The 12,376-nt window shown below is 50.0% G+C and carries 11 protein-coding genes; 4 read left to right on the forward strand and 7 right to left on the reverse strand.

Annotation, left to right across the window (positions count from 1 at the left end; translation table 11 throughout):
- The first annotated feature begins 131 nt into the window (after positions 1-131).
- The 4 genes from ACR0QE_RS03785 (at position 132) to ACR0QE_RS03800 (ending at position 3,528) form a co-directional block, all read left to right on the forward strand.
- Complete coding sequence (locus tag ACR0QE_RS03785) at positions 132-1,049, forward strand: transporter substrate-binding domain-containing protein (protein WP_432627033.1); 918 nt, start codon at positions 132-134, stop codon at positions 1,047-1,049.
- Positions 1,050-1,052: 3 nt separating this feature from the next.
- The gene (locus tag ACR0QE_RS03790) at positions 1,053-1,760 is read left to right on the forward strand and encodes an amino acid ABC transporter permease (RefSeq protein WP_432627034.1); all 708 of its coding nucleotides are present in this window, start codon (positions 1,053-1,055) and stop codon (positions 1,758-1,760) included.
- 1 nt (position 1,761) lies between these two features.
- Positions 1,762-2,427 (forward strand): amino acid ABC transporter permease, encoded by a 666-nt coding sequence (locus ACR0QE_RS03795; RefSeq protein WP_432627035.1) that lies wholly within the window; start codon positions 1,762-1,764, stop codon positions 2,425-2,427.
- A gap of 237 nt (positions 2,428-2,664) precedes the next feature.
- Complete coding sequence (locus ACR0QE_RS03800) at positions 2,665-3,528, forward strand: putative ABC transporter permease (RefSeq protein ID WP_432627036.1); 864 nt, start codon at positions 2,665-2,667, stop codon at positions 3,526-3,528.
- Positions 3,529-3,573: 45 nt separating this feature from the next.
- On the opposite strand, the gene ACR0QE_RS03805 is transcribed toward ACR0QE_RS03800, so the two are convergent.
- From ACR0QE_RS03805 to pstC, 7 genes are all read right to left on the reverse strand, one after another.
- A complete protein-coding gene (locus ACR0QE_RS03805; RefSeq protein ID WP_432627037.1) occupies positions 3,574-5,496 on the reverse strand; it encodes a hypothetical protein in 1,923 nt (640 codons plus the stop codon).
- Between the two features lie 357 nt (positions 5,497-5,853).
- Complete coding sequence (locus tag ACR0QE_RS03810; RefSeq protein ID WP_432627038.1) at positions 5,854-7,590, reverse strand: phospho-sugar mutase; 1,737 nt, start codon at positions 7,588-7,590, stop codon at positions 5,854-5,856.
- A 157-nt stretch (positions 7,591-7,747) separates the two neighbouring features.
- The gene (locus tag ACR0QE_RS03815; protein ID WP_432627039.1) at positions 7,748-8,725 is read right to left on the reverse strand and encodes a phosphotransferase; all 978 of its coding nucleotides are present in this window, start codon (positions 8,723-8,725) and stop codon (positions 7,748-7,750) included.
- Between the two features lie 198 nt (positions 8,726-8,923).
- The gene (phoU, locus tag ACR0QE_RS03820) at positions 8,924-9,643 is read right to left on the reverse strand and encodes a phosphate signaling complex protein PhoU (protein ID WP_432627077.1); all 720 of its coding nucleotides are present in this window, start codon (positions 9,641-9,643) and stop codon (positions 8,924-8,926) included.
- Positions 9,644-9,696: 53 nt separating this feature from the next.
- Complete coding sequence (gene pstB, locus ACR0QE_RS03825) at positions 9,697-10,479, reverse strand: phosphate ABC transporter ATP-binding protein PstB (protein ID WP_432627040.1); 783 nt, start codon at positions 10,477-10,479, stop codon at positions 9,697-9,699.
- Positions 10,480-10,526: 47 nt separating this feature from the next.
- Positions 10,527-11,411 carry a phosphate ABC transporter permease PstA gene (gene pstA / locus ACR0QE_RS03830; protein ID WP_432627041.1) on the reverse strand — a complete coding sequence of 295 codons (885 nt, stop codon included), beginning with the start codon at positions 11,409-11,411 and terminating at the stop codon, positions 10,527-10,529.
- A complete protein-coding gene (pstC, locus tag ACR0QE_RS03835; protein ID WP_432627042.1) occupies positions 11,408-12,355 on the reverse strand; it encodes a phosphate ABC transporter permease subunit PstC in 948 nt (315 codons plus the stop codon). The genes pstA and pstC overlap by 4 nt, the downstream gene beginning before the upstream one ends.
- Positions 12,356-12,376 lie beyond the last annotated feature (21 nt).

The following is a 12,376-nucleotide window of genomic DNA, read 5'->3' on the forward strand; positions in this document are numbered from 1 at the left end:
CAATCGATATTTTGCCCGCTAGCATAAAGGCTCCCTCGACGATTTTCCACCCCACATACAGGAACAAATGCGTCAGGGAGCCTTTTTGTATAGAAATGAGTCAAAGAAACTTTTTTGAGGAGGAAACAATTATGAAAAAGAACATGTTCAAGACAGGTACCGCTCTCTTCGCTGCCGCTATGATGATGGCCGCTGCACTGACCGGATGCTCCGGTTCCGATTCTGGCTCTTCCACAACTGCTGCCGCTGATACCACAGCTGCCGCTGCCGATGGAAGTTCCGCTGCTGACAACTCCTCCGCATCTGGAGACACCGCCGCTGACGTCCAGAAGATCATCGATGCCGGCAAACTGAAAGTAGGAACAAAAGTCGATGTTCCGAAGTTCGGCTACCAGAATCCGGAAACCGGAAAGATGGAGGGTGTGGAAGTCGATCTCGCTTATGAGATTGCAGGAAAGATCTTCGGATGCACCGCTGACGAGGCAAAGGACAAAGATCTCGTCGCTTTCCAGGGCGTGACCGCAAAGACAAGAGGACCGCTTCTCGACAACGGTGAGGTCGATCTCGTCATCGCAACTTATACGATCACTCCGGAGCGCAAAGAAAAATGGAATTTCTCTGATTCTTACTATACCGATGCAGTCGGTCTTCTCGTTCTGAAAGACTCAGGCATCGAATCGATCAACGACCTTGACGGCAAGATCATCGGTGTTTCCCAGGGTTCCACAACCGAAAAAGTATTCGGCGAGTACACCAAGGAAAATAACATCGATGTAAAACCGGAATTCGAGGAGTTTGACGGATATCCGTCTTTAGCAGCTGCACTTGCCGCAAAGAATATCGATGTCTTCTCTGTTGACCGTGCCATCCTTGCAGGCTACAACGATGACTCCACCACTCTTCTTCCTGACCGCTTCGCAGAGCAGGATTACGGCGTTGCTTCCAAGCTCGACAACAAGGGACTGGCAGAGCTGGTAAACGGCGTTGTGGATGATCTCAAGAGCAGCGGCAAGATGGATGAAATGTTGAAAGGTTGGGGAATCGAATAACTCATGATAAAAGAACTGTTAAGCGTAAAAGGCTGGAAGGCATTTCTTGAAGTCCTCCCGGAGGAATACATACCAGGTTTTATCATGACACTGAAAGTAGCGCTGGCAGGACTCCTGCTGGCGCTTGCCTTAGGCGTCATTTTCGGAATGCTTTCCACAGTAAAAGTAAAAATCTTGAATCTTATCGCAAGAATCTATGTAGAATTTTTCCAGAACACCCCTCTCGTCGTGCAGGTTTTCTTCTATTACAACTGCCTGCCGTTCGTGATCGGTGGAAGAATTCCGAAATTCATCATCGGTGTCATCGGTGTCGGCATCTACCACGGTGCCTATATCTCCGAAGTCATCCGAACCGGTATCGAGGCTGTTCCGAGAGGACAGTTTGATGCTGCATACTCTCAGGGCTTCACCTACATCCAGACGATGCGCTACATCATCCTGCCGCAGACGCTCAAGATGATTATGCCGCCTCTCGCAAACCAGGCCTTGAACCTCGTAAAAAACACTTCCGTTCTGGCAATGATCGCCGGCATGGATCTGATGTACCATGCGGATTCCTGGGGCAGTGATCTGGGATACTTTGTGCAGGCATATCTGCCTTGTGCACTCCTGTACTTTGTCATCTGCTTCCCGATCGCAAAGCTCTCCCGCTATCTGGAGATCCGCGCCAAGCGCACTCCGGTTCCGAAAAAACTGAAGGGGGTGGCATAGGATGGCTGCTGTATTCGCATCAATCTTTACAAAGTCCAATCTTCTCTTTATGATGCAGGGACTTTTGACAACCGTACTGATCTCGGCATGTACCATCATTCTGAGTCTGTTCTTCGGCACACTCGTCGCAATGGTCCGCCACTTCTGCACCGGAAAACTGACAATCCTCTCCCGTCTTGTCGGAGCTTACATTGAGTTTTTCCGCTGCACTCCGAACATCCTGTGGATTCTCTGGATCCGCTTTACCATGCAGGGAGATCCGACCGTGAAAGCCATCTTTGCCTGCACGCTGTTCACAACTGCTGTGATCGCAGAGATTGTCCGCGGCGGACTCAATAATGTCCCGAAAGGACAGTTTGAGGGAGCTGCCTCACAGGGCTTCTCGTTCTGGCAGACGATGGTCTACATCGTTCTCCCGCAAACGTTCAAGAGCATCATTCCGGCACTGCTGTCCCAGGTTATCACGATCATCAAGGATACTTCCTTCCTGAAGGCAGTCGACATCGCTGAGTTTATGCGCAACAGCAGCATCGTCATGGGTTCCCTGCGCAGTCCTGCACAGATCACAACCCTGTATGCGTTCATCGCGCTCTGCTATTTCGCAATCTGTTTCTCCCTGTCCTGCGCCGTGCGGTTTTACCAGAAGCGGGTTCAGGCGACCGCATAAATTACCACGTCTGAAATCTCCGTTTCCTACGCCATCAGGCATGGTTTCTGATAGACAGATGCTAGAGCATGTTTGAAATATGAATTTTCAGGCACGCTCTAACATCTGTCTTTTTGATTGTCCGGTTTTATGGTATAATGTGCGCAGTCGGTCACTGTTACGGCTCCTCCAGCGGGAAAAAGTCCTGCAAACACGCTTCTTATCTTTCATTTTACATTTTAGAAAGGACTCACTGTCATGTATACTTACGCTTGGTACCACTGGCTGACGTTCTTTTACGTCTACTGTTTTTTCGGATGGATCTTTGAATCTACCTATGTTTCTCTGAAGCAGAGACATTTTGTCAACCGCGGCTTTCTCCGTCTTCCGATGCTTCCACTCTATGGAACCGGTGCAGTGATGATGCTGTGGGTCTCTCTTCCAGTAAGAAACAGCCTGATTGCTGTCTATTTTTCCGGCGTCATCGGCGCCACGATTCTTGAGTACATCACCGGATGGGCAATGGAACGCCTATTTAAGGTACGCTATTGGGATTACAGCAATCAGAAGTTCAATCTGCACGGATATATCTGTCTGAGTTCCTCCATTGCATGGGGATTTCTGACAATCCTGATGACTGAGGTCATTCATCCGCCGATTGCAAAAGCCGTTCTCGATATTAAGCCTCATACAGAATGGTTTTTCCTGATCACGACAACGATTCTCTTCGGATATGATACCTTCCATTCCACGAAGGAAGCTCTCGATCTTGCCCGTGCCCTCGAATCAATCACCAAACTGCGTGCCGAACTTGAGGATATGCAGGTCCAGATTGCACTCCTGCGTGCCCAGACGGTACAGGAGATTCATCGCATCAAAGAGAATGTACGCGATTCCGTTGTTGAATCTGCCGAGCTTCACCATGAAACAATCAGCCTGAAGAGAGAAGAATTCGAAGAAAAAATTCAGGAGCTGTCCAAACAGCTGAACGAGAAGCGCAGTCTTCTCAAAACCCGCATCGGAAAACGTACCCCCGAAATTCTCCGCCGAAACCCGGGTGCTATCTCCAGCCGTTTTGCTTCTGCACTGAAGGAGTTGCGCAGTACATTAGAAAATTTATAGAGTACTTCGCTTGGCGGAGCGCGAGAAAATCTAAGCAATCCCCACTCAAACGCACTTCAACTGCTCAATCAGCTCCTGCATGCAGCGTTCTGGGTTGCTGCCGTTCACATAGAGGAGAATCTGGTTTTCTCCTCTCTCGGCAAGCACCCGGTAATAACAACTATGCTTAAGCACCGCCGTGTTCACAATAATAACTTCCTTGCTTCGGATACTCTCCCCATCGTAATTATTCTTATCTGCGGCGACAAACTGCCACTGCGGAAATTGCTCCCGAAATCTTTTCTGCCAGTTCACATGACCTCCGATCACAATCACCCGGCGTCCTTTCAGGATTGTCCGAAGATTTTCTGCACATCTGCTCGTATTAGAATTTTCTTCTGTATCTTTATCTTTCACCTGCTCATCTATACACGGACTCTGTCCCGAATACGGACTCTGTGAATTTCCAGATGTCCCGCGGAAGCTCTCTGTCATCTGCCAAACATAATGCCTTAGCTGGTTCAGTTCCTCTCCCCTCTGTTCCTGCTCCCGCCTCAGCTCTTCCATCTGGTCCTTTCTCTGTTCCAGACACTGATTTGCCTGACACAGACTCTGGTCCAAAATTCGCTTTTCCTGTTTCATCTGCTCTAAATGGGCTTTCAGATCAGCATTCTCCTTCTGAAGTTCCTGAAGACGCCGCAAGAGCCGCTCACACTCTCCCACATCGATGCTCTGCATACGATCTGCCTGCTCCTGTTCCAGTCGTTCTCTCTCGCAGTACTCCGTCAGCTTTCCGATATATTTGCACAGCGTTGCCGCCAACAGCCACGGCATATACTCACTCCACTCCATATCTGCATTCAGAGAAAAAATCTTCTGCATCTCCTGATCCGTAAGCTGAATCCCCTGCAACATTCTCGGATTCATATGAAAAATTGAAAAGATCTCCCGGTAATCGCATTCCATTTCCGTGCCATCTCCGTCATCGGTTTCCATGCCTTCCTCTTCCGCCATCATCTTCCGGAGAATCTCATCACTCACATCCCGAAGAGGATGCTCGAGGCAGCTCTTGACATAATCCTCACAACGATAGACCGCTTTCATCTCCCGGCATTTCCTGCGGCCCTGTGCACTGACGGCAACGGCTTCCTCGCACTCCTCCATCTGCATCTCATAATCCTGAAGCACAGGAAGAAAGGTGTAGAACAGAAAATCCTCCTCTCTTGGAATCCCGAGCTGCTCCGCCATCGCAACTCCAAGCACCGATGCCGAGATTCTGAGTGCCATATCGGATTCGGAGGAGAACTGTGCAAACACCGTTCCGTTCATCCGGTCACACTGGCGGAGAAATTTCTGCATTTTCCGGTATCCACTCTGCGCAATCTCCCAGAACATCTGATAGGCATCTCCCTTTTGAGGTGCGTCCTGACGAATCTGTGCAAGAAGCTCCATACACCATCTCGCGTCCTCCCTCTGCCACTGAGGAAACCAGGCGAGGAAATTTTGATCTTGGCCCCCATTTTTCTTAAAATCAAAGTTTGATCTTGAAAACCCCAAATTTTTCTCACGAAACGCACGAATTTCTTTCAGACATCTCTCATTTTTGACGAGCGCATAGACTAGATACTTCTGTATGGAAATGACAATGCTCTTCTGGTCAAGTTCCAATGCCTTTCTGCTGTGATAAGCGATTGCAAGTGTCTGGTTCTCAAGCCATGCATCCAGAACAGCGCCCTTCACCACCCGGTCATATGCGAGTTCCAGTTCCTCCTCGTTCAGCACCGCCATTTTTTCGACTGCTGCTCCGATTTCCCCCGGAAAACGGCAACGCACGCTCTCAGGAATCGCTTTCTCCCCGATCCCAAGATTTCCAATTCGTTCCATCAGTGCCATGCGATACTCCGGCACACTCAAAAAATACTGCATCAGCTTCGCTCGCGCACGCACCCTGCACTGGAGCCTTCCGCTCATCACCATTTCCATACTCATCTGTCCTCTCCGAATGCATCTTCCGCTTCCGGAACATTCTTGAGAACAATCATTCTTAAGAACAATCTCCGGGCAAATATCTGCATTCTGCTCTTTTTCGTTTATTCTGTTGATTTCTCTTCTCTGATCTGTCCGCGAAACCCGCGCATGAACATCTCGATATCTTTAGAATCCGACCGGAAAGAAATCCGGTGAAGATAAATTCAGTATAGACGCACGTCCGATCCCTGTCAACTATTTTTTCGCACCAATTTTCTCCCACGCAAAAGGGAGCCGGACCGCCGCAAAGCAGTCTGACTCCCTCTAAACTCAGAATCCTAAGTTTTCCCAAACGTTTCCATCTGGGCCTTATGTCACTTACATCAGCTTGTCCACCATTGCTGCAACAGCTGCTCCGAGTGCCTCAGACTTCTCGTCTGCATCTGCAAGGGAAGTTCCCTTTACGCCATAGTAGAACTTGATCTTCGGCTCAGTACCGGACGGACGAACGCACAGCCATGCATTGTCGTTCATGTCATAGTACAGAACGTTGGATGCCGGAAGACCGGTCGGAACAACCTCACCGGTTGCCATATCCTTGATCGTATCCTTCTGATAGTCACGAGCGGACAGAACCTTGTACTCGCCAACCTCTGCCGGAGTGTTGTTTCTCAGAGTCTCCATGATCGACTGGATCTTTGCCAGACCCTCGATACCGGACAGACCGATGGACTTTACGGAATCCTTGTAGTAGCCGTACTTGTCGTACATTGCAACCATTGCATCCCACAGAGTCATGTTCTTGGTCTTGTAGTAAGCAGCAGCCTCGCACAGGGCAACGGTAGCGGAGACAGCATCCTTATCACGTGCATAGGTGCCGATCAGACAGCCGTAGCTCTCCTCCATACCGAACATGTAGTGACCAACTCCGGTCTTCTCCTCCTTGAGGATCTGCTGGCCGATCCACTTGAATCCGGTCAGGCACTCTACGAGTTTACAGTTGTAAGCACCTGCAACTGCATCGATGAGGTTCGTGCTCACGATGGACTTGACAACCTCAGCATCTGCCGGGATCTTGTTCTGTGCAGCCTTCTGGCTCAGAACATACTCACAAAGCAGGGAACCGGACATATTTCCGGTCAGGGAAATGTACTCGCCGGACTTGGTGTCCTTCACGTACACGCCGAGACGGTCTGCATCCGGGTCAGTTGCAAGAACAAGGTCTGCATCGATCTCCTTTGCCAGCTTCAGTCCAAGAGCAAATGCCTCTGCTGCCTCCGGGTTCGGATAGCTTACTGTCGGGAACTCACCATCCGGAAGCTCCTGCTCACGAACAACATAGACATTCTCAAAACCGATGTCATGCAGTGCACGGCGCACCAGAACATTTCCTGTTCCATGCAGAGGAGTGTACACGATCTTGATGTCCTTCTGCATCTTGTTGATGGCATCCTGGTTGACAACCTGGGCCTCTACGTGAGCCAGATACTTGTCATCGATCTCTGCACCGATTACCTTGTAAAGTCCAAGGGACTTTGCATCGGAAGCGGTCATCGTCTTAACGGTGGACAGATCCTCGATTGCCAGAACTTCCTCGGTTACGCCCTTGTCGTGCGGCGGAGTGAACTGTGCGCCATCCTCCCAGTATACCTTGTATCCGTTGTACTCCGGCGGATTGTGGCTTGCAGTTACATTGATTCCTGCGATGCATCCAAGCTCTCTCACTGCAAAGGACAGCTCCGGAGTCGGGCGCAGGGACTCAAACTTGTAAGCACGGATTCCGTTTGCTGCCAGCGTGCGTGCTGCCTCATCTGCAAACTCAGGAGACATGCGGCGGGAGTCATAAGCGATTGCTACGCCTCTGTCTGCTCCGCCCTGCTTGATGATGTAATTTGCAAGGCCCTGGGTTGCACGGCGTACCACATAGATGTTCATGCGGTTGATGCCTGCGCCGATGATGCCACGCAGACCTGCGGTACCGAATTCCAGATCCTTATAGAAACGCTCTTTGATCTCGTTCTCATCTCCGGCAATTCCGCGCAGTTCCTCTTTTGTAGCCTCGTCGAAGTACGGATTATCAAGCCATTCCTGATAAATCTTCATGTAATCCTTCATAACTAATACTCCCTCCTGTTTTTCCCCATTCTCATCGTCTTTCCGGTGCCGCTCGCATCGGTTTTTCGATGTTTCTGTCAGGTCACGGGTACGACCTGCGATGCTTTTATTATATAACAATGCACCAGAAAAAGGAAGAAAAACCCGGGAATTTCTGTTACTTTATTTTTTCGAGAAAGTGCATTCTTTTTTCCTGCTGCGACGTCAGCATCTTAAGCTTCTCCACATTTTTCTCCGGAATCCATGCCTTGCTGCTGTTGTTGTAATAATTGAGCTGTTTCTGATATTTTTCCGGATAGAGAAGCAGGTAATACAGCCTGTTTCTCTCCGTCTCACTGAGGGGATTTTCCTGCTCATAGCGCTCAAGCAGCGACAGCCCCAGCATCTCGTTCCAGCTGTGTTTTTCCATGATTTTTCGCATGAAACGGCTCAAATCACTCATCTGACTGCCGCGGTGCATCTGATGAAATTCCACAAAAATGGCTTCATCTCTCTTCATCAGCAGATGATGCTGATCGAGGTCTCCATGACACAAAAAAAGCCGGTCCTTCTCATTCTTTTTCTCGAGTCGTTCCAGCCCCTCCTGTGCCTCAAGCGCCTGCTCATAAAACTTTTCAAAGCTCGCCGCCACACAGAGTTCAAATTCACTTTTCTTTCGTTTTCCGCGGATAAAGGTCCGAACCCGCTTCATTTCCCGGTTGTGCCGCTCCATTTCGCAGCTCAGTCCGGGCGGAATTGTGGAACCCATACTCCACGCCTCCTGCCAGGGAATCTCCTGGAATGCGCGGTGAAGCCTCCCGATCCATTCTGCTGCAACAAGAATCTCTCTCGTGTCGCGCAGACTACATTCCCGCTCAGAAAACCATTCTTTCAGCACATACCGGGCGCCGTCCGGCCCAGCCGTGACAAGCTCGCCTTCCTTGTTGCGGATATACTGGTCCACATGAGGAATTCCGTGCTCTCTCAGGGCATGAAGAACCGCTTCTTCAAATTCAAGCCGCTTCACGGTCCCGCGATACTCTTTGAGCAGTGAGATCCGGTCTTTCTGCTCCCAGATCCATGCTCCCCGGCCCCGGCGGACTCCGTCCGGCTCCCCCTCGTAGTGCTGCAAAACCTCCAGATAACTGTCGTTCACACCCACCCCTCCACTCTATCGTTCCTGTCTGTCTTGTTTCCCGTTCCAAGCAACACGTCTCTCCATTTCCGTCTGCTTCCGGCTACTTCCAAAGTATGAGCGATAGAGGTGAGATTATTCCTGGCGCGTGATTCCCTCTGAGTTATCTGATTGGATTTATTTAATTGGATTTATTCCATTGAAGTTATTTAGTTGAAGTTATTTGATGGAATTCAGGTCCTGATACTTCGTCTTTGCCTGATGTTCTCCGGTGATGGAAAATTCCACCCACTCTGCAACATTCGTCGCGTGATCTCCGATGCGCTCAAAATACTTGGCAATCATCAGAAGATCGAGAAGTGCCTCTCCTTTTTCCGGATACTTTGCGACAAGATCGATGATCTCTTTCTTCACCTTGTCAAATAAGTCATCCACTTCATCATCTGACTGGATCACAATCCGTGCTGCCGCAAGGTTGCGCGCTACATAGGAATCAACTGCTGCCGTTACCATCTTCTTCGTCGCGGACGCCATATCCTGAATGTGGATATGAGACTCCAGATCAAGTGCATTTTTGCTGTCGAGAACCCGGACAATATCCGCAATGTCTGCACACTGGTCACCGATGCGCTCCATATCGGAAATCATTTTGAGCGCGGCAGAGATCAGTCTCAAATCCCCGGCAACCGGCTGCTGCTGAAGAAGAAGTTTCAGGCAGAGCGACTCGATGTCTCTCTCCATCTGATCAATCGAGGCATCTGTAACGTAAACTTTATTCAGGAGATTCATCTCCTCCTGCTCTCCGCTCTTCTGGTTCTCCGCTCTCTGCTTCCCATTCAGCGCGATTGCCACCTCACTGATACAATCCTCACAGTAAGCTCCCATCTCAATCAGGTCCTTGTTCAGTTCTTCCAACTGCTGACCATAATGAACTCTCAGCATGTTTTTTCCTCCCCTCTCCGCTTTGCATTCTTTCTGCCATAATGAAACAATCAGCCGAAACGTCCGCTGATGTAGTCTTCTGTGCGCTTATCCTGCGGCATCGAAAATACTTTCTCCGTCTCATTAAATTCAACCATCTCGCCGAGCAGGAAAAATGCGGTTCTGTCAGAAATACGGGCTGCCTGCTGCATATTGTGCGTGACAATTACAATCGTGTATTTCTCCTTGAGTTCCATCGCCAGATCCTCGATCTTCGACGTGGAAATCGGATCAAGCGCCGAGGTCGGCTCATCCATCAGAATGACCTCCGGCTCCACTGCCAGCGTGCGCGCCATACAGAGTCTCTGCTGCTGACCTCCGGAAAGACCGAGAGCCGACTTGTCCAGTCGATCCTTGAGTTCATCCCAGATTGCTGCCTGGCGGAGACTGCGCTCCACAATCTCATCGAGCTCTGCCTTCCGATGGATTCCAAAAATTCTCGGGCCATATGCGACATTGTCGTAAACACTCTTCGGAAATGGATTCGGCTGCTGGAAAACCATTCCGACGCGATGACGCAGGGTGATCGCATCCATCTCCTTAAAAATATCTTTTCCGTCGAGCTTGACTCCTCCCTCAATACGGACATTGTCCACGAGATCATTCATCCGGTTCAGTGTCTTCAAAAATGTGGATTTTCCACAGCCGGACGGTCCGATAAACGCGGTAATCTCATTTTTCCGGATCTTCATATTGATTCCCTTCAGGGCATGAAATGCCCCGTAATGCAAATTCAGATCCGAGATATCAAATTTCGGCACTCCGCCGTTTTCTATCGTTCTTGCCTCTTCCATGACTTCAGGTTCCTTTCCATAGCCTTATAAATAATCATTGGAACGCGTTACGCTTCCTCTCCGGCACTCTTTTTCTTGATGTGATGACTCCAAAGATTTGCCCCGATGCTGAATGCAAGCACAAGAAGCATCAGAATGGCGGAGGAAGCATTTGCCAGTGCACGGTCCTGTCCATTAACCTGCAGATTCCAGATCTGGATCGACAGGGTCTCTGCCGGCCGGAATACATTGAGCGGACACGTCGGTGCCGCAAGATTCCAGTTGCCCCATCTTAAGTCTGTGCCGGATCCGGTTGTATACAAAAGAGCGGCTGCCTCACCAAATCCACGTCCGGCCGCGAGAATCACACCGGTCATGATGCGCGGCACACAGGCCGGAAGCAGAACATGGAAAATAGACTGCCATTTCGTTGCTCCGAGGCCGAGGCTCGCCTGATAATATCCTTTTGGAAGACCTTTTAAAGCATCCTCCGTCGTCGTCGTGATCAGCGGCAAAGTCAGAATTGATACGGAGAGAGCACCTGCGAGAAGGCTCTTTCCCATTCCCATAAACACGAGAAAGACCAGATATCCAAACAGACCGACCACGATCGACGGCAGAGAGGAGAGTGTCTCGATACACATTCGAAGGAAGTGCGCCGCCTTTCCCTGCTTGGCGTACATTCCCAGATAAATTCCTCCGCCCACACCGAGCGGAACAGAAACGAGAAGTGATAAAACCACAAGATAAATCGTGTTGAAAAGCTGATTTCCGAGGCTTCCCTTTCTTGCGAACCGGAACATCTCCGGCTTTGCCCCGAGAAGTCCTCCGATAATCACCTTACATGCAAATCCCAGAAGCAGGGCAAAGAAAAACACGGCGATCACATAGAATACGACCGTCATCACGCGGTCTACCATGCGCGAACGCTGAATTTTTGCGTCAACCATCATGCCTTTCCTCCCTTTCCGACTGCTTTCTTTCCGCCTTTGTCAGCACCGGGCTGGTTTGCGGATACCATATGAATCAGGAAAATAAACAAAAGTGAAATCAAAAACAACAGAAGTGCCATCGTCCAGAGCGCCGATTTGAGTTCTCCGCCTTCCATCGCATTTCCCATCTGAGCGGCAACCTCCGTCGTCAGCGTCTTTGTCGTCGAAAAAATGCTTGTCGGAAGCGCTGTCGTCTGTCCGATCACCATCGCAACCGCAAGCGCCTCACCGAAAGCTCGTGCAAGTCCCATGATGATTCCCGTGATTACCCCCGGGGCTGCTGCCGGAATCACAATCCGGTAAATCGTCTGCCATCTCGTTGATCCCAGACCGTATGCAGCCATTCTCGTATCTTTTCCGACTGAGCGGAGCGCATCTGCCGACACACTCGTGATCGTCGGAAAAATCATGACTGCCAGAACAAGTCCAGCAGCCAGAACCGAATGACCGACCTGGCGATGAAACAGATTTTTAATTGCCGGAACGAGGACCGTAAGTCCCACCCATCCGTACACAACCGATGGAATTCCGGCAAAGATCTCCACTACCGGGCGGTAAAATTTTTCTCCGAATTTCGGTGAGATCTCTGTGATGAAAATCGCAGAACCCAGTGAAAACGGTGTTGAGATCAGAAGTGCAAGTCCACAGGTACACAGGGAGCCCACAATAAAAATCAAAGCTCCGACTGCTCCGCCGCCGGATGCATCATCCTGCGGTGCCCAGTCTGCCGATCCCAGAAACTCTGTGAGCGAATGACCAAACACGGTAAATGTTGCAGAACCTTTGTATACGAGAAAGGCTCCGATCACAATCGTCAACACGATTACGAAGAGTCCGCACAGGGTCATAAGACCCTGCCAGAAGTACTCTCTCGCAAACATACTTTTTTCTTTTCCTGTATCCATAATTCCTCCGGTCCGCAATTT

It is taken from the genome of Brotaphodocola sp. (assembly GCF_050873065.1).
In the GTDB taxonomy this organism is placed as follows: Bacteria; Bacillota; Clostridia; order Lachnospirales; family Lachnospiraceae; genus Brotaphodocola.